An 18471-nucleotide genomic window follows, 5' to 3' on the forward strand; every position below is an offset into this window, starting at 1 on the left:
GCTGATTCCTCGGGTCGGGGAAGGGCACGTGCATGACACAGAGCTGGTCCGCGGGACGGCCGTCAGACGCGCGCCCAGAGGGCCGGCACGTTCGGCGGCGTCCAGCCCGGCTGCGCCAGGTGCGGCTGGAGGCAGCGGTAACTGTCGGAGCCGTACGTCACGACATCGCCCGCCGCGTAGGTCGTGCCCGCCGCCCAGGTGCCGCCCGGCTCGGTCGGCGGGTCGGTGGGCGGGTCGGTCGGGGTGCCGTTGGTGACCAGGGTGAGCCCGTACGCCTGGAGCGCCGGGTTCACCGGCTGGAAGTACGTCGTGCCGCCCTGGGAGCAGTTGCCGGAGCCCCCGGAGGTGACGCCCTGCGCCTGGCTGCCGGAGATGAACGAGCCGCCGGAGTCACCGGGTTCGGCGCACACATTGGTGCGGGTGACCCCGGAGACGGTGCCCTCCTGGTAGGTGACGCTGGTGTTGCGCTGCTGCACCGTCCCGCAGTGCCAGCCGGTCGTCGATCCGGAGCGGCAGACCGACGCCCCCTCCAGCGCCTCGGTGGACCCGGTGACCGTCACATCGCCGTTGCCGTAGCCGTTCACCAGGGCGCGCGGCGTCCAGCCGGTGTTGGTGGCGACCCAGGAGTAGTCGCGGCCGGGGAAGGTGGAGCCCTGGAAGGAACCCTGCGCCTGCTGGTTGTAGCCGCTGGTGCTGACCCCGGGCGTTCCGCAGTGCCCGGCGCTGACGAAGCCGGACTGGCTGCTGCCGCGCTTGACCGGGAAGCCTATGGAGCAGCGCCCCGAGCCGTTCATGTAGTACGCGTCACCGCCCCGCAGATCGGTGAACGTACGTGGCTGTGCCATGGACTGACGCAGCGTCACCAGGGCGCGCGACACCCCCGCACCGGCGAGGAACCGATCGGCGGCGGAGGTGCGGGCGGCCTCCAGGACGACCCGGTTGGTGGCCACGTCGACGTACCAGACGGGCACGCCCGAGGGGGCGTCGCGCAGCGCCACCCGGTCCAGCGCCGCTTTGGCCGCGTCGAGTTCGGCCTGGCTGTGCTCGACGACGACGGGCCTGGCACCGGCCTCGCGGATCCGGGCGGCGTCCGAGGCGTCGGTGGTGGCCACGGTCAGGGCCGCGTCGTCACCGCTCACCCTGGCGCCGGCGAAGTCCGCGCCGAGCGAGCGCTTCAGCCCGGCGGCGACGGCCGCCGCCCGGGCCTCCTGGCCGATCCGGGCGCGCGCCTGGTCGGCGGTCAGCCCGAGATCGCGCCGCATGGCCTTCAGCAGACCGGGCGAGAGCTGCTCGGCCCCGGTGGCGGTGGGGGTACGGAGGTCGGGGGCCGGGTCGGCGGAGGCGCTGCCGGTCAGGCCTGCCAGCGCGAGCACACCGACGGCCACGGTGGCGGTACACGCGGCCAGGGCACGTCTGCGGAGCATGGATCTCTCCACGGAACTCTCCTTGACTTCGGGGGAATTGCCGCCAAGGTAGCCGCGTACACGTCACCCCCAGGAGATCCCGTCCGCCCCCTCACTTCGCGTTATGGGGCCCCTGACCAGCGACGTAGGCCCCGTACCGCCACCACACCACCGCACCCGGCGTCCGTCCCCGTAGGTTCGCCCCATGCGAATTGGTGAGCTATTGGGTGCGGGGCGGTCCGCCGATGTGTATGCACTCGACGAGAAGTGGGTCCTGCGCCGTTACCGCGACGGCATGGACGCCACTCCCGAATGGATCGTCATGTCCTATCTCGGCGCACACGGCTACCCGCTCCCCCGTCTCGGCCCCAGGGACGCCGAGACGCCCCCCTGCGATCTGATGCTGCAACGCCTGACCGGCCCGACGATGCTGGACTCCCTGCTGGGCGGCGGCCTGTCGGCGCCCGACGCGGCGGCCGTGCTGGCCGGCCTGCTGGCCGAACTCCACACCGTTCCGGCCCGGCTCTCCCCGCACCCCGAGGACCGGATCCTCCATCTCGACCTGCATCCGGGCAATGTGATGCTGACGGACCGGGGCCCGGTGGTGATCGACTGGAGCAACACCCGGGAGGGTGCTCCGGCCGCGGACCGTGCCATGTCGTCCCTGATCCTGGCCCAGGTGGCGGTCGACCCCCGCTCCCGCGCGGCGGCGGGCGCCCGCGCCCTGCTGGACGCCCTGCTGCCGCACCTCTCCGCGTCCGGCGGAATCCCCGCCCATCACCTCGCCGAGGCCGCCGCACAACGCGCCGCCAACCCCACGATGAGCCCGCACGAGGTGGCACTCATCGGTGAGGCGGCATCCCTGATAACGGAACTGACGGCCTGAATACCGCCCCGCCGGGCCCGCAGCACGGCGGGCCGGGCGGGGCGGGCAGCGCAAGGACGTGCCGCGGGGTCACGATGCGGGTGATCGCCTCGCCGAAGAGGGTGCTCGGCACCGAACCCCGGTGGCCGGTGGCCGGTACCCGTACCGAGGAGCACGACCGGAGTCGGGAGCGACCCTGGTCGTACCCAGGAGCACTACCGGAGCCGGGGGCGGCCCCTGGTCGCACCGAGGAGCACGACCGGAGTCGGGGGCGACCCTGGCCGTACCCAGAAGCACGACCAAGGGCCGCCTCCGGCTCCGGCGAATACACCGACCGGGGCTTCGTACCCCGACGGGACGCGGCAGCGCCGCGCCTCCTCGTCACCCCCCGTCGCGCAGCCGGTTCGCCAACGAGGCCAGCGGCTCGGCCTCCTCGGTGTGGCCGAGGGCGGACAGGCGGGAGACCGCCGCGTCGAGGCGGTTGAGGGCGGGGGCGGGGCGTTCCAGGTAGATGCCCTCCACGGCGGCGGCGAGACGGACGCATTCCGCCCACTCACCGGCGTGGTCCTCCTCCTGCCCCGGATCGCCGAGCAGGGCGAGGGCCTTCTCCAGTGCGGCCAGGGCGGCATCGCACTCACCGGCGTAGGCGTTGACCCGCCCGTGCTCGTAGGCCAGGGCGGTGTCCAGGGACCGGCCGCGGGCCTGGTACCCGTCGGCGCGGGCCTCGTCGGCGATCCGGCCCGCCTCGGCGAGGTGGGACAGTGCGTCGGCCAGGCCGTCGGAGCCCTGCTGCTGGGCCTGGAGGCGGGCGAGTTCGCGCAGGCAGTTGCTGAGCTGCTCATAGCGCGGGGCCCGCGCATGGGCGGCGAGCGCCTGGTCGACGACCTCGCGGGCCCGGCCGAACTCGCCGGACTCGCCGAGGAGTACGGCCGTCTCCGCGGCGATCATGGCGTGGCTCCCCTGGTCGTCGTCCCAGCGGGCCGACTCGGCCGCGAGGGCGACGAACTCCGCCGTCGCGGCCTTGAGGTCCTCCCCCGCGTGCAGCGCGCGGGCCCGGGTCAGGCGCAGCTGGGCGACGAGCCGGTCGTCCAGCTCTCCGGCTGTGACGTCCGGTTCGGCCAGGAGGGAGTCGAGCAGGGCGATGCAGTCCTCGACGCGGCCCAGGTCGAGGCAGAGCTGGGCCGCGTTGCTGTAGGTGCAGAACGCGTCCGTCCGGCTGCCGCCGCGCAGGTTCAGCTCCGCCGAGCGCGTCAGGTGCCGCAGCGCCTCGTCGGGGCGCCCGAGGTGCATGCAGGCCTCGGCCAGATCGCTGTGGAACCGGGCGGCTTCGGTCACGCCGCCCGGCCAGCCGGCGGCCAGTCGCAGGCCCTCCGTCAGGTCCGCGTGCGCGGCCTGCGCGTCCTGGAGCCCGATCTGGATCCGGCCGCGCAGTCCGAGCGCACGGGGCAGGTGCCAGGCGGGTCCGTGCTCCTTCAGCCGGCCGAGGAGGCCGTCGATCCCGGCGACCGCGGCGGGCAGGTCGCCGGAGAGGGCGTACGTGCCGGCCCGCAGCAGGAGGGCGCCGGAGATCTGCCCGCCGAGGTCGTGGCGGGTGGCGAACGCGTGCAGCAGGTCCACCTCGGCGAAGACCGGCGCGACGTGCTCCTCGCTGCCCGACGTCTGCAGGCGCATGCCGAGCACGGTCGCCCGCAGCCGCAGCAGGCGGGCTTCCTGGTACGGGGCGAGGCCCGACGTCTCCTCGTGCAGCCGGACCACGGCCGCGTGGGCATCGGTCAGCGCGGCGGCCATCGCCCCGGCCCTGTCCGCGCCTTCGCCCTCCGCGGGGATCTCGGCGGTGGCGAACAGGGCGCAGGCGCGGGCGATCACCGCGTCACCCGGCACTCCGGCGTCCTCGTACAGCCCCGCGGCCTCCTCGTAGAGAGCGGCGGCGTCGGCGAACTCTTCCTTGTCGCCCACCAGACTCGCCTCGTCGGCCAGCAGATCCGCGCGCAGCTGTACGAGCGGGCCCACGGCCGGGTCGTCGGGGTGGGTGTAGCCGCCGGCGGCGACGAGCGTGCGCAGCCGCTCCCAGCATGCCTGGGCGTCCGGATGCCCCTGCTCGTCCAACTCCCTCGCGCGCCGGATGAGTTCGGGCAGCGACTCCGGGACGGCGGCGGCCGTACGAGGGGCGGGCGCGGCGACCGCGACGGCCTGGGGCGCCTCGTCGAGGCCGCGGGTGCGCAGGGTCAGCTCCAGCGACTCCAGGAGCGGGGCACGGTCGAGACGCGCCCTGCGGCGGTCGGTGTGGGCCGTGGTTCCGTTGCGGGCGTCGAAGCGGGCGGCGAGGTCGTCGGCGCGACCGCGCACCTCGGCACGGAGTGCGGCCACCGTCCACGTGCGGCCCGCGTATCCGGCGGCGGGCAGCTCTCCGTGGCCGAGGTCGTCGACGCGCTGGAGGAGGACCTCCACGCCGGTCAGGAAGTCGAACAGGTCCAGCGGCGAGTCCACCTCGTCGAACAGGCTCCGGTTCTCGGCGAGCAGCTCCAGCCCGCGTGCCTCGTTCCCGGTCAGCGCGCAGAACTCCAGGTGCCGGCCGACCTCCCGGGACATCGAGGGGTTGCGGCGGCACCCGCGGTAGCCGGCGAGGTGCAGTTCGCGGGCCCGGTCGGTATGGCCGGTGCGCAGCAGGGGCAGCAGCGCGTGCGAGGCGGAGCGGGCCGGCTCCTCCTGGCAGGACTCCTTCCCGGCCAGGACGGGCTCCCAGGTGCTCAGCGCCCGCTCGTCGTCGCCCGCCGCGAGGTGGTGCAGGGCGAGCTCGCCGATCTCGCAGGCCTCGCAGTCGCTGAGCCGGGTCCGTGGACGTCCCGCCCACAGCTCGTAGGCGAGGGTGGTGTCCTCGCCGACGTGGACGGCGAGCTGGAACGCCTCTCCGTAATAGGGCTGGAGGCCCAGGTCGGCCTTCGAGTAGCGGTCGCGCATCTCCTTCAGCCACTGGCGCAGGCTGGCCAGCGGCATCTCGGGCAGCTCGCGAAGGGCGCCGGCCACCCACTTGAACCGCCAGAACAGCGTGTGGCGCCGGCGCTCGTCGAAGACATCGGGCTGCTCGTCGAAGAGGGTGAGCAGGCGGGCGAAGACGACGGGAGACTTCCGGGGTTCGGATCCGTAGGTGTACGCCTCGTGGAGTTCGAAGAGCGCGTCGACGAGCGGGAGGGGCTCCTCGAACTGCTCGGCGGCGTCCACGAGTTCCTCGGCCGTGACGGTGCGGAGGCGGCCGTAGGAGCGCCGGTCGTTCTCCTGGAGCGCCTGGTACAGCTCGTCGGTGGTCTGGGGTGCGGTCGGCATCGTCAGCTGTCCTTGCGGAGGGCGTGGGCGAGAAGGTCGAGGAAGGAGCGGTTGATGAGGCTCGACTCGGCGGGCCTGAGCGGACGCCGGGACAGCATCGCGGCCTGTCCGTAGAGGGCTTCGGCGCTGGTACGGGCCAGCTCGGGCTCGTCGATGGCGACGGCGGCGCGGACCAGCGGGTTGAGCTGGTTGAGGATCAGCTGGGCCCGCGGGGCCTCCTGGCGCAGGGCGCCGAGGATGTCGCCCCACAGGCCGCCCTCCTGCTCACGGGCGAGCTGGGAGCGGGTGCGCTCGTGCCGGGCCTCGCGGCTGTCCACGAGGAGGGCGGGGGCGGAGGCGGGCTGGAAGGTGCGCAGCGCGACATCGCAGTCGAAGACGGCGAGGGCGTCGCGGGCCAGAGCCAGGTACGCCATGGCGGCCAGTTCCGTCTCCCGGTCGACGGGGTCCAGATGGGCGGTGAGGGTCGCCGGGTCGAGGTCGGCGACGCTGACCTCGGGCCTGATCTCGGGGAGCCGGTGGACCAGCTCACGGTCGTAGGTGTAGCCGCCGTTGACGACGCCGAGCCCGGCGGCCGAGGCTATCGCCGCGACCTGGCGGAACTCCTCGACGCTGGACGTCACGAGCACGGTGCGGTGGGTGCGCGCGAACTCGTCGAGGGTGGCGTGCCCGTCGGTGGTCTCGAACGGCAGCCAGGGCAGCAGCATCCGCAGGATCTCGTCGTCGTGCACCGCCAGCGACTTGACGGCCAGGTGGTGGGCCTGGAGGAAGCGGCCGAGCAGGTCCGGGTCGCTGGCGGCGGCCCGGGCGATCCATGCGCGCAGCCGCTCGGCGAGGGCCTCGCGAACGGCGGCGAGCGTGTCGTCCTCGTACAGGGACTCGCGTGACGCCGTCGGGCGCAGGCTCTCGGCGTCGACGACGCAGCGGACGAAGAACGCCCACTCGGGCAGGATCTCCTCGGCCTGCTCGGACAGCAGCATGCCCTTGACGTGCACGCGATGGCCGTGTCGGCGCCCGGCCGGCACCGCCTCGGGCAGCACGCACGCGATGCCTTTCAGCCCCACGGCCGGCAGATCCAGCTCGATGGTGTCCAGCGGCGTGAACCCGAAGACCTCCTCGCCGTACGCGGCCAGCGCCCGGGAACGGGCTCCCGGCGTGGGGTACGTACGTGCCCAGGGCGCGGGCTCCGGGTTGACGGCCACGCTCCGGCCGCCCGTGCCGTCGTCGAAGGTCACCGGGTGCCGCAGCAGCGAGCCGAAGTGCCGGGCCAGCGAGTGCACCCGCGCCGGCCGGGTCCACTCGCCCGTGTCGGCGCGCGGTGTCAGCGTGACGGTGGTACCGGGCCGGGGGCGGGCGGATGCGGGCAGGGTGCGGACGGTGTAGCTGCCGTCGCCGCGCCCCCGCCACTCCACGGCACGTGCTTCGGGGGTGCGGGCGGAGCGGCTCAGGACATGGATCTCGTCGGCGACCAGGAAGCAGGAGAGCAGGCCGATTCCGAACTGGCCGATGAAGTCGCCGCGTTGCTCGGCGATCCGTTCGGCGCGCTTGCTGCTGCGGCCGATCGTGGCGAGGAAGGTGTGCACATCGGCCTCGGTGAGACCGACGCCGTCGTCCTCGACACGTACCACCGAACCGTCGGCGTACAGGCGGATACCGAAGGCGTCGGCGGAGGCGTCCGGTTCGAGACCGCGCCGCGCGGTCAGCGCGTCCACCGCGTTCTGCAGGAGTTCGCGCAGATAGACGCGGGGGCTGGAGTAGAGGTGGTGGGAGAGGAGATCGACGAGGCCGCGCAGATCCACCTGGAAGGTGCGATCGGCGCCGGGCGGGGTCGTGGCGGTGTCGGGCAGATTCATCGGGCAGTCCGAAGTGGGAGAGGCGGCGGATGGCGGGCGGGACCGGGTCCGGCGTGTGCTCAGACGCGACGGTGCCGGCGGGCGAACTGCTTCTCGGGATCCGCGAAATAGACCCAGGGCCAGCGGGTGTAGGCGCCGTCGAGCGCCTGGAAGACGCGCCGGACCGTGTGGCGCTCACCGGCCAGCGACAGTGCCATGGCGAACATGTTGAAGTCGTGCTGCCAGCCCGGTCGCCGCACATAGGCGGGGTGGAGGATGCTGTGATCGGCCGCGTTCCGCAACTCGGCCTGGACGCCGGGAGTCACGAGGCAGTTCTCACGCTCCGACTCGACCCATTCCTCGATGTGCGCCATGGCGATCACACAGCCGATCGGGTGCCCCTGCGGGGCGCGGGCGAACGCGTCGCGGGCGAACGCCAGGGCCTGGCCCGGCTCGCCGCCCCAACGGGGCTGCAACTGCGACAGCCATTCGAGGTGGATCTCCTTGTCCAGTGGTTCGCGGCGCAGGGCTGCGTCGAACCGGGCCCCGTTGACAGCGGACCCCAGCGACATGCCGCGCCCGGAGGTGAGGAGTTGGCGCCACGGCGTGACCCACTCCGGCCGCAGCTCGGCGGCCTCCAGCAACTGCTCCTCGGCGATCCGGAGCCGCTCGTGGAAGACCCGCCACTGCTCCTGCGTGACGTTCGCGGCACGCTCGTCGGTGCGCGCGTCCCAGCCCCATCTGATGTAGCGCGTCCCGGATATCAGCAGGGCCGTCGCCCGGTGCTCCTCGTCCTCCTCGACGGCGCGGCCGATCCAGTCCTGCACACCGTCCAAGTCGGCGAACTCACCGAGGACTTGATGGTCACGACCGAGGTCGAACGGAACCAGCGCCGCCTTGACCGCCGCCCAGTCCCCCGCGTCGGCCGCCTCCACCAGCGCGAGCACCCGCACGTCCCCGAGCGCGCGCAGCGTGTACATCCCGTTCCTCCGCCTGCGCGGGACGGGCAGGGCGTGCGGATCCGCCGCCGGCCTCTCCCCACCCCCGCCGAACAGCTTGCCGAACATCCGAGCCCTCCCCTGGTCCCGCGCGATCGTCGGGTGCAGCATAAGCGGCCCCACCGACATCGCTTCCACGGAGTATTCACGGATGCTTCACAGCCCCGCCCCGGAGATCACCCACGAAAAAACCCCAGGCCAATAGCTTGACCTGGGGTTCATCGGAGCCGCCTTCGGGATTCGAACCCGAGACCTACGCATTACGAGTGCGTTGCTCTGGCCAACTGAGCTAAGGCGGCACGCCCTGTCGCACCATGGTGCGATCAGCAGCGTCGCCAAGTCTACACAGTTTCCGGGGGTGCTCCGTACCAGCCTCTTTCTGGGACGTTTTCGCAGGTCAGGGGCGAGGCGGAGTGGTCAGGAGCACTTCTTGCCCTTGGTCGGCGGGGCGCCTTCCAGGAGGTAGGTGTTGATCGCCGTGTCGATGCAGTCGCTGCCGCGGCCGTACGCCGTGTGGCCGTCGCCCTGGTAGGTGAGGAGGGTGCCGGAGTCGAGCTGGCCGGCCAGGGACTGAGCCCACTTGTACGGGGTGGCCGGGTCGCGGGTCGTGCCGACGACGACGATCGGGGCGGCGCCCTTCGCCTCGATGCGGTGGGGGGCGCCCGTGGACGGGACCGGCCAGTCGGCGCAGTTCAGGGCGGCCCAGGCGAAGGCCTTGCCGAAGACCGGGGACGCCTTCTCGAAGCCGGGCACGGCCCGGGTGGCGGCCTCGGTGCCGGCGAAGGCGGGGGGCAGGTCCAGGCAGTTCACTGCGGCGTTGGCGAACATGAGGTTGGCGTACGTGCCGTTCGGCCGGCGTTCGTAGTAGCTGTCCGACAGGGCGAGCAGGCCGGAGCCGTCGCCGCGCCGGGCGGCGGAGAGGGCCTCCCGGAGCTGGGGCCAGGCCGATTCGTCGTACATGGCGGCGATGACCCCCGTGGTGCCCAGGGACTCGGTGAGCCTGCGGGAGTCGCCGGTGGCGATCGGGTGGGCGTCCAGATCGGAGAAGAACCGCTTCATACGGGTGGCGGCGTCGGCGGTCGAGGTGGTGCCGAGCGGGCAGTCCTTCTTCTTGACGCAGTCGGCGGCGAAGGCCTGGAACGCGGTCTCGAAGCCCTCGGTCTGCTCACGGTTGAGCTCGACGGCGTCGAGCGACGGGTCCATCGCGCCGTCGAGGACCAGTCGGCCCACCCGGGCGGGGAAGAGTCCGGCGTACGTCGCGCCGAGGAAGGTGCCGTACGACGCCCCGACGTAGTGCAGCTGATCATCGCCGAGCAGGGCTCGCAGCATGTCCATGTCGCGGGCGGTCTCGACGGTGGAGACATGGGGAAGGATCCTGCCGGAGCGCTCCTCGCAGCCGTTCGCGAACTGCTTGAACGACTTGTTCAGCGCGGTGACCTCGCGGGCGTCGTCCGGAGTCTGGTCGACCTGGGTGTAGGCGTCCATCTGCGGGCCGGTGAGGCATACGACGGGCTCGCTGCGGGCCACTCCGCGCGGGTCGACGGCGACCATGTCGTACCGGGCCCGGACCTGCGCCGGGTAGCCGACGGCCGCGTAGCTCTGGAGATATTCGACGGCGGAGCCGCCGGGACCGCCGGGGTTCACCAGGAGGGAGCCGATCCGCTTGCCCGGGCCGGTGGCCTTCTTGCGGGAGACGGCCAGCTTGATGTCGCCGCCGTCCGGCTTCTTGTAGTCCAGCGGCGCGATCATGGTGGTGCACTGGAATCCCTCGACACCGCAGTCCCGCCACTTCAGCTCTTGCGCGTAGTACGACTTGAGCCCTGCGGGGACGGGCGGCGCGGACGACGCGGCCGATGCGGACGGCGGGGCGCTCGTCGAACTGCCGCCGGAGCAGCCGGAGATGAGAAGGCCGGCTGTGCCGAGCGCGGTGGCGAGAATGCGGAGCGAGCGCCTGGAGTCCATTCCCGGAGCGTAGTCGCCGCAGGTCGGTTCGCCCGATTCGCTCCCCGTTCGAGTGAATACGCGATCACGAATGAGCAATCGTGAATGAGCGATCGTGAACGGGCGATCGCGAACGGGCCGGGTGCGGTGAGCGGCCACTATCCGGGCCAGGTGCGGGTGCGGATGCGGGTGCGGATGCGCGGCCACTGACCGGGCCGGATACGGATACGGATACGAATGGACCGCCACGAACCGGGCCGAGCACGGATGCGCGGCCGCCGTCAGGCCGGGTCAGCCCGCGCGCAGGGCCATCGTCATCGCCTCCACCGCGAGCAGCGGCGCCACATTGCGGTCCAGCGCCCGGCGGCAGGCGCTCACCGCCTCTATCCGGCGCAGGGTGCGCTCGGGCGTGGAGGAGCGGGCGATGCGGTCGAGGGCGTCCTGGGCGTCCCCGTTGGCGATGGCGATCCGCGAGCCGAACTGGATGGCCAGTACGTCGCGGTAGAAGCCGGTCAGGTCGGTGAGCGCGAGGTCGAGGCTGTCGCGCTGCGTACGCGTCTTGCGGCGCTTCTGTCTGTCCTCCAGCTCCTTCATCACCCCCGCGGTACCGCGCGGCAGCCGTCCCCCGGCAGCTGCGCCCAGCGCGGCCTTCATCTCCTCGGTCTCCTTGGCGTCGACCTCCTCGGAGACCTGCTTGGCGTCATCGGTGGCGGTGTCGATCAGCTCCTGGGCGGCCTTGAGGCAGCCCTCGATGTCCTCGACCCGCAGCGGAAGCTTGAGCACGGCGGCGCGGCGCGAGCGCGCCTGCTCGTCGGTCGCGAGGCGGCGGGCCCTGCCGATGTGGCCCTGGGTGGCCCGGGCGGCGGACGCGGCCCGCTCCGGATCGATGCCGTCACGCGTGATCAGGACATCGGCGACCGCGTCGACCGGAGGTGTGCGCAGTGTGAGGTGACGGCAGCGGGAGCGGATGGTGGGCAGCACGTCTTCCAGGGAGGGCGCGCAGAGCAGCCACACCGTGCGGGGCGCGGGCTCCTCGACCGCCTTCAGCAGTACGTTCCCCGCGCCTTCGGTGAGCCGGTCGGCGTCCTCCAGGACGATGACCTGCCAGCGGCCGACGGCCGGGGAGAGCTGGGCGCGGCGGACCAGGTCGCGGGTCTCCTTCACACCGATGGAGAGCAGATCGGTCCGGACCACCTCGACATCGGCGTGTGTGCCGATGAGGCTGGTGTGGCAGCCGTCGCAGAAGCCGCAGCCGGGTGCGCCGCCCAGGGCGCGGTCGGGGCTGGTGCACTGGAGGGCGGCGGCGAAGGCACGCGCGGCGGTGGAGCGGCCGGAGCCCGGCGGCCCCGTGAAAAGCCAGGCGTGGGTCATCTTCGATCCCGGCGCGACCGGCTCCCCCGCGGAGTGGGCGGTGACCAGCGCATCGGCGTCCCGGGCGGCGGCGCCGAGCTGCTCCTGCACCCGGTCCTGGCCGACCAGGTCGTCCCATACGGTCATGAGTCACCGCCCTTCCGGTGGTGTGCGCGCCGCGCGGCCTCGTGCGATGCCGCCGCGCAGCTCCGATGTCGCCGGTTGCGGCGCTGATGCCGCCGCATGTCGGTCCGGCTTCCCCGATCCGACTCCCATTGTGGGGGACGGGTCTGACAATCCCGGCAGCCGGACGGTCCGGACGGTCCTGCAGGACGGTCCGGCTGCCGGGCCGGGCAGGTACGGAAGCGCCCGCCCGGCAGCCTCACGGATCAGCGGCGCGGGCGGCGTCCCCGGCCCGAACGGCCCGGGTCCCCGTCGTCGGGCTGGTCGCGGTGATCGCCCAGCAGCTCGTCCGCCAGCGTCGGCAGATCGTCCAGCGGGGTCTCCTCGGCCCAGTCGGGACGAGGACGGCGGGCGAGGCGCTCCTGGCGTTCCCGGTGGTCCTGGGCCGGCTGCGGGGTGCCCGCGTGCGGATCGCCGATCTGCGGAAGCTCGCGGGTGCGCTCGTTCTCGCTCTCCGGTGCGGAGCCCGCCGGGCGCTCGTCGCGGAAGATGCCCCGCGGAATCCGGTCCGCCGGATCCGCGTCCCGCACCGGCGGGAGAACCGCCGTCTCGTCCGCCGCACCGGGCCGCTCCGACCGGTCCCGGACCTTGGGGATCATCGCCGTCTCGGCATCGTCGGAGTGCGAGGAGGAGTGCCGGGACGACGGGCTGTCCGGCGCGGGCACCTGCTGCGTCACGTCGTTCGGGTCGACGATCGGCGTGGGCACCGTGATCTCGTTCTCCGGCACGGACGCCGCTGCGGCCGCCTCCGCCCGGGCCTTCTCCGCCGCGGCGGCGGCCTCGGCCTCGGCCCGCCTGCGCGCCTCCTCGGCCCGCAGCAGTGCCTCCTCGGCCTTGCGCTGCTTCTCCAGCCGCAGCGCCTCGGCCTCCTTGCGCAGCCGCGCCTCTTCCTCGGCCTGCCTGCGGAGCCTGGCCTGTTCGGCCTCGCGGACCGCTTCCTCGGCCTCGCGCCGGACCCGCTCCTCCTCGGCCACCCGGCGGGCCTCCTCGGCCCGCTGCCGGGCCTCCTCCGCCTGGCGTTCGGCCTCGCGCCGGCGGGCCTCCTCCAGCTCGCGGGCCTTGCGCTCCTCCTCCTCGGCACGGAGCTTGGCGAGCTGTTCCTGTCGCTCGCGCTCCAGCCGCTCCTCCTCGGCCTTGCGGGCCGCCTCTTCCTCGGCCTTGCGCCTGGCCTCCTCCTCGGCAGCCTTGCGCGCCTCCTCCTGGGCCTTGATCTCGGCCTCGGAGAGCGGCAGGAGCTGGTCGAGCCGGTGGCGTACGACCGTGGTGATCGCCTCCGGTTCCTGGCCCGCGTCCACGACCAGATAGCGGGTCGGGTCGGCCGCGGCCAGGGTCAGGAAGCCGGACCGCACCCGGGCGTGGAACTCCGGCGGCTCGGACTCCAGCCGGTCGGGCGCCTCGGTGAACCGTTCCCGCGCGGTCTGGGGATCGACGTCCAGCAGCACCGTCAGATGCGGTACGAGCCCGCTCGTCGCCCAGCGCGAGATCCGGGCGATCTCGGTCGGGGAGAGGTCGCGGCCCGCGCCCTGGTAGGCGACGGACGAGTCGATGTAGCGGTCGGAGATGACGATCGCGCCGCGCTCCAGCGCCGGACGGACGACCGAGTCGACGTGCTCGGCGCGGTCGGCGGCGTACAGCAGTGCCTCGGCCCGGTTGGACAGCCCGGCCGACGAGACGTCGAGCAGGATCGAGCGCAGCCGCTTGCCGACCGGCGTCGCGCCCGGCTCGCGGGTGACGACGACCTCGTGGCCCTTGGCGCGGATCCACTCGGCGAGCGCCTCGACCTGGGTGGACTTGCCCGCGCCGTCGCCGCCCTCCAGCGCGATGAAGAATCCGGTCGCGGCGGGGGCGACGGCCGGGTCGCCGCCGCGCAGCGCCTCGCGCAGATCGCGGCGCAGCGGAACGCCCGAGCGGTCGTCCGTCCTGGCGAGGACGATCACGGCGACCGGCAGCAGCAGCGCGCCGGTCAGCATCAGGGCGAAGGCCGCCCCGCCGTGCTCGAAGACGAAGTCGCCCGAGGCCAGCCGGTGGGTGCCGATCGCGGCGGCCAGCAGCGGGCCGGCGAGCGCGCCGAGCGCGATGAGGACCCGTACGACGGCCTGGAGGTGCTCGGTGGTCCTGGCGCGGCGGGACTCCTCGGTCTCCTGGTCGACCAGGACATGACCGGTGTGGGCGGCGACGCCCGCGGCGTATCCGGCGAGCACCGCGATCATCAGCACGGTCGCCGTGTCCGGCACCAGGCCCATGGCGAGCAGCGCGATACCGGTGACGGCGGTGGCCAGCGCGAGCAGCCGGCGCCGCGACAGGGCGGGCAGCACCTTCTCCGCGGTCCGGATGCCGACTCCCGTGGCGCCGGTCAGGGCGAGGATCAGCAGCGCGAAGGTGGCGGGTCCGCCGCCCAGGTCGGCGGCGTGCAGCACCGAGACCGCGGCGGCGGCGGCGATGGCCCCGGCGACCGCCGCCGACGCACCGACGATCAGCGGGACGGCTCCGGTACGGCCCCGGTCGGGTCCGCTGCCGGCCGACGGCCTCCGCAGGCCCTCCAGCGGCGAGCGCGGGCGCGGGGTCTGCGTACCGGGCAGTTCCAGGAAGTACAGGGTGGAGATCGACGCCGAGAAGAGCCCGGCCGCGACGTACGAGCCGAGGGCCGCCTGGTGGATCGAGAACCACTCCAGGCCCGAGCCCAGCAGGTTGCCGACGAGGGTGGCGATCAACAGGACGGCCGCCGCGACCGGGATCGCGGCGAAGTCGGTACGGACGGAGAGCCGGCGCAGTGCGTCGAGGTGGTCGGGCAGCGGGCGCACCGCGGCGCCCTCGGGGGGCGGGGCGGGCAGCAGCCCGGGGGCGGCGCCGTCCTTGGCGACCGTCCACAGGCGCTCGGCGGCACCGATGACGAAGACGGTGATGAGGATCATCATGAGTGCCTTGTCGGGCATCCAGTCGATCCACAGCGGTGCGACGACCAGCAGCGCGAGCCGCAGGCCGTCCGTCCCGATCATCAGCCACCGCCGGTCCAGCGGCCCTCCGGGCGCGGTGAGCGTCGTCAGCGGCCCGAGGAGTACGGCTCCGAAGAGCAGGGTGGCAAGGATCCGGGCACCGAACACCGCGGCGACGGCAAAGGCCGCACCTCGGTACCCGGCTCCGAATGAGCCCTCCAGGACCGCCGCTTGCAGCGACATCAGCACCAGCACGAGAAGGGCGAGTGCATCGCCGGTACTGCCGACGAGCTGCGCGCTCCACAACCGCTTCAGCGGGGGAACACGCAACAGGGCTCGTACGGCGCGCTCGCGTGAGTCTGCGGCAAGTGTGTCGGAGGTGGGGCTCACGACCGTTGGCTGCTCGGCTCGCGTCATCCGCCCAGCCTATCCGGAGCGGCGGGGTCCCCGGAGGCCCCGTCCGAACATATGGGCGCCCGAGCCGTCCCGGCACCTCCGGTCCGCCCCACCGGAGCCCGTACGAACGCCGGAGGGGGCCGGATCACCCGGCCCCCTCCTGCGTACTCGACGCGTACCGCTCAGACCTGCGCTCAGTCCTCGGCCGACGACGCGGCAGCCGTCTTCTTCGCCGCGGTCGCCTTCTTGGCGGTCGTCGTCTTCTTCGCCGTCGTCGTCTTCTTCGCCGCGGTCTTCTTGGCTGCCGTGGTCTTCTTGGCAGCGGTCTTCTTGGCGGTCGCCTTCTTGGCCGGGGCCTTCTTCGCCGTCTTCTTGGCGGGTCCCTTGGCGCGCTTCTCGGCGAGCAGCTCGTAGCCGCGCTCCGGCGTGATGTCCTCGACGCTGTCGGCGGTCCGCAGCGTCGCGTTGGTCTCGCCGTCGGTGACGTACGCGCCGAAGCGGCCGTCCTTGACCACGACCGGAGCCCCGCTCACCGGGTCCGTGCCCAGCTCCTTCAGCGGCGGCTTGGCCGCGGCCCGGCCGCGCTGCTTGGGCTGCGCGTAGATCGCGAGGGCCTCTTCGAGCGTGATGTCGAAGAGCTGGTCCTCGGAGGTGAGCGACCGCGAGTCCGTGCCCTTCTTCAGGTACGGGCCGTAGCGGCCGTTCTGCGCGGTGATCTCGACGCCCTCGGCGTCCTCGCCCACGACGCGCGGCAGCGACATCAGCCTGAGCGCGTCGGCCAGCGTCACCGTGTCCAGGGACATGGTCTTGAAGAGCGAGGCGGTCCGCGGCTTCACCGCGTTCTTGCCGGTCTTCGGGGTGCCCTCGGGCAGCACCTCGGTGACGTAAGGCCCGTAACGCCCGTCCTTGGCGATGATCTGGTGACCGGTGACCGGGTCCGCGCCGAGCTCGAAGTCGCCGCTCGGCTTGGCCAGCAGCTCCTCCGCGTACTCCACGGACAGCTCGTCGGGCGCCAGGTCCTCCGGCACGTCCGCGCGCTGGTGGCCCTCGGCGTCCTTCTCCCCGCGCTCGATGTAGGGGCCGTAGCGGCCCACGCGGAGCTTGATGTCGTTGCCGACGGGGAAGGAGGAGATCTCCCGCGCGTCGATCGCGCCGAGGTCGGTGACGAGCTCCTTCAGGCCGCCGAGGTGGTCGCCGTCGCCGTTGCCCGCGTCGGAGGCCGCGCCCGCGCCCGCCGTGTCGTCGTCGCCCGCGCCGAAGTAGAAGCGCTTGAGCCACGGCACGGACTGGGCCTCACCGCGCGCGATGCGGTCGAGGTCGTCCTCCATCTTCGCGGTGAAGTCGTAGTCGACGAGCCGGCCGAAGTGCTTCTCCAGCAGGTTGACCACGGCGAAGGAGAGGAACGACGGGACGAGCGCCGTGCCCTTCTTGAACACATAGCCGCGGTCCAGGATCGTGCCGATGATCGACGCGTACGTCGACGGGCGGCCGATCTCGCGCTCTTCGAGCTCCTTGACCAGCGAGGCCTCGGTGTAGCGGGCCGGCGGCTTGGTGGCGTGGCCGTCGGCCGAGATCTCCTCGGCGGACAGCGCGTCGCCCTCGGCGACCTGCGGCAGGCGCCGCTCGCGGTCGTCGAGCTCGGCGTTCGGGTCGTCGGCGCCCTCGACGTACGCCTTCATGAAGCCGTGGAAGGTGATCGTCTTGCCGGACGCGGAGAACTCGGCGTCCCGGCCGTCGCTCGCCCGGCCGCCGATCTTGACGGTGACGGAGTTCCCGACCGCGTCCTTCATCTGGGAGGCGACGGTCCGCTTCCAGATCAGCTCGTACAGCCGGAACTGGTCGCCGCTGAGGCCGGTCTCGGCAGGGGTGCGGAAGCGGTCGCCGGAGGGGCGGATCGCCTCGTGCGCCTCCTGCGCGTTCTTGACCTTCCCGGCGTACGTGCGCGGCTTGTCCGGCAGGTAGTCGGCGCCGTAGAGCTGGGTGACCTGCGCGCGGGCCGCGGAGACCGCGGTGTCCGAGAGGGTCGTGGAGTCGGTACGCATGTAGGTGATGAAGCCGTTCTCGTACAGCTTCTGCGCGACCTGCATGGTGGCCTTGGCCCCGAAGCCCAGCTTCCGGCTCGCCTCCTGCTGGAGGGTCGTCGTACGGAACGGGGCGTACGGGGAGCGGCGGTACGGCTTCGACTCGACGGACCGTACGGCGAACGTGGCGTCGGCGAGCGCGGCGGCCAGGGCGCGGGCGTTCGTCTCGTCCAGGTGCAGCACCTGGCCGGAGCCGGGCTTCAGCTGCCCGTCCGGGCCGAAGTCGCGGCCCTGTGCGATGCGGCGGCCGTCGACCGTGCTCAGGCGGGCGGCGAGGGTCGACGGGTCGGAGGCGTCACCGGGGCGGCCGGTGGCGAAGGTGCCGGTGAGGTCCCAGTACTCGGCGGAGCGGAAGGCGATGCGCTCGCGCTCCCGCTCGACGACGAGCCGGGTCGCCACGGACTGGACACGGCCGGCCGACAGCCGCGGCATGACCTTCTTCCACAGGACCGGCGAGACCTCGTAGCCGTAGAGGCGGTCGAGGATGCGACGGGTCTCCTGGGCGTCGACCATGCGCTGGTTGAGCTCGCGCGGGTTGGCGACGGCGGCCCGGATCGCGTCCTTGGTGATCTCGTGGAACACCATCCGGTGAACCGGGACCTTGGGCTTCAGGACTTCCTGCAGGTGCCACGCGATGGCTTCGCCCTCGCGGTCCTCATCGGTGGCGAGGAAGAGTTCATCGGACTCGGCCAGCAGCTGCTTGAGCTTCCTGACCTGCGCTTTCTTGTCCGCATTGACGACATAGACGGGCTGGAAGTCATGCTCGACGTCGACGCCGAGCCGACGGACCTCGCCGGTGTACTCGTCCGGAACCTCTGCGGCGCCGTTCGGCAGGTCGCGGATGTGCCCGACGCTCGCCTCGACGACGTATCCGGGGCCGAGGTAGCCCTTGATCGTCTTCGCCTTGGCAGGCGACTCGACGATGACGAGTCGGCGGCCGCCCTGTGCGGTCTCGCTGGTCGGGGACAACTTCGCTCTTCTCTCCGGTCGACGCTCGGTGGGCATCCGGGCAACGCGATGACGCTGCCGACGGTGCTGTCGCTGCGGAGTGTGACGGTACAACCCGCCCCCGTGTCAAACGGCAAAAGCCCGCAACGGCCACTCGAACGGTAACCCGACTTCCGCCATTCCTGCCGCCCGGACCGTCCGGTACGCCGTGTGCGCGGTCACT

9 protein-coding genes and 1 tRNA gene are annotated in these 18471 nt (G+C 72.7%); 1 reads left to right on the forward strand and 9 read right to left on the reverse strand.

Features of this window, described 5'->3' with window-relative positions:
• Positions 1–62: 62 nt before the first annotated feature.
• Positions 63–1424, reverse strand: a complete 1362-nt coding sequence (locus AB0D53_RS27170) for an alpha-lytic protease prodomain-containing protein (RefSeq protein WP_362451148.1) — start codon at positions 1422–1424, stop codon at positions 63–65.
• Positions 1425–1608: 184 nt separating this feature from the next.
• Between AB0D53_RS27170 and AB0D53_RS27175 the strand changes: the two genes are divergently transcribed.
• Positions 1609–2289, forward strand: a complete 681-nt coding sequence (locus tag AB0D53_RS27175; RefSeq protein WP_362451150.1) for a phosphotransferase — start codon at positions 1609–1611, stop codon at positions 2287–2289.
• Positions 2290–2649: 360 nt separating this feature from the next.
• Here AB0D53_RS27175 and AB0D53_RS27180 read toward each other — a convergent pair whose 3' ends face one another.
• From AB0D53_RS27180 to topA, 8 genes are all read right to left on the reverse strand, one after another.
• Complete coding sequence (locus AB0D53_RS27180) at positions 2650–5589, reverse strand: hypothetical protein (protein WP_362451153.1); 2940 nt, start codon at positions 5587–5589, stop codon at positions 2650–2652.
• A gap of 2 nt (positions 5590–5591) precedes the next feature.
• A complete protein-coding gene (locus tag AB0D53_RS27185; RefSeq protein ID WP_362451155.1) occupies positions 5592–7439 on the reverse strand; it encodes an HSP90 family protein in 1848 nt (615 codons plus the stop codon).
• A gap of 59 nt (positions 7440–7498) precedes the next feature.
• A complete protein-coding gene (locus tag AB0D53_RS27190) occupies positions 7499–8485 on the reverse strand; it encodes a hypothetical protein (protein ID WP_362451157.1) in 987 nt (328 codons plus the stop codon).
• A 156-nt stretch (positions 8486–8641) separates the two neighbouring features.
• Positions 8642–8715: transfer RNA gene (locus tag AB0D53_RS27195), tRNA-Thr, on the reverse strand.
• 118 nt (positions 8716–8833) lie between these two features.
• Positions 8834–10378 (reverse strand): alpha/beta hydrolase, encoded by a 1545-nt coding sequence (locus tag AB0D53_RS27200; RefSeq protein WP_362451160.1) that lies wholly within the window; start codon positions 10376–10378, stop codon positions 8834–8836.
• 270 nt (positions 10379–10648) lie between these two features.
• The gene (locus AB0D53_RS27205; protein WP_362451162.1) at positions 10649–11854 is read right to left on the reverse strand and encodes a DNA polymerase III subunit delta'; all 1206 of its coding nucleotides are present in this window, start codon (positions 11852–11854) and stop codon (positions 10649–10651) included.
• 242 nt (positions 11855–12096) lie between these two features.
• On the reverse strand, positions 12097–15240 hold the full coding sequence (tmk, locus tag AB0D53_RS27210; RefSeq protein ID WP_362451164.1) for a dTMP kinase: 3144 nt from the start codon (positions 15238–15240) through the stop codon (positions 12097–12099).
• Between the two features lie 173 nt (positions 15241–15413).
• Positions 15414–18269, reverse strand: coding sequence for a type I DNA topoisomerase (topA, locus tag AB0D53_RS27215; protein WP_362451166.1), 2856 nt, complete (start codon positions 18267–18269; stop codon positions 15414–15416).
• Between the last annotated feature and the right edge of the window lie 202 nt (positions 18270–18471).

The sequence above is a fragment of the Streptomyces sp. NPDC048295 genome (assembly GCF_040652135.1).
In the GTDB taxonomy this organism is placed as follows: Bacteria; Actinomycetota; Actinomycetes; order Streptomycetales; family Streptomycetaceae; genus Streptomyces.

Coding starts and splice junctions, on each gene's coding strand:
- AB0D53_RS27185 (WP_362451155.1), bottom strand. CDS start 7,439: ATGAATCTGCCCGACACCGCCACGACCCCGCCCGGCGCCGATCGCACC.
- AB0D53_RS27200 (WP_362451160.1), bottom strand. CDS start 10,378: ATGGACTCCAGGCGCTCGCTCCGCATTCTCGCCACCGCGCTCGGCACA.
- AB0D53_RS27205 (WP_362451162.1), bottom strand. CDS start 11,854: ATGACCGTATGGGACGACCTGGTCGGCCAGGACCGGGTGCAGGAGCAG.
- tmk (WP_362451164.1), bottom strand. CDS start 15,240: ATGACGCGAGCCGAGCAGCCAACGGTCGTGAGCCCCACCTCCGACACA.
- AB0D53_RS27190 (WP_362451157.1), bottom strand. CDS start 8,485: ATGTTCGGCAAGCTGTTCGGCGGGGGTGGGGAGAGGCCGGCGGCGGAT.
- AB0D53_RS27175 (WP_362451150.1), top strand. CDS start 1,609: ATGCGAATTGGTGAGCTATTGGGTGCGGGGCGGTCCGCCGATGTGTAT.
- AB0D53_RS27170 (WP_362451148.1), bottom strand. CDS start 1,424: ATGCTCCGCAGACGTGCCCTGGCCGCGTGTACCGCCACCGTGGCCGTC.
- AB0D53_RS27180 (WP_362451153.1), bottom strand. CDS start 5,589: ATGCCGACCGCACCCCAGACCACCGACGAGCTGTACCAGGCGCTCCAG.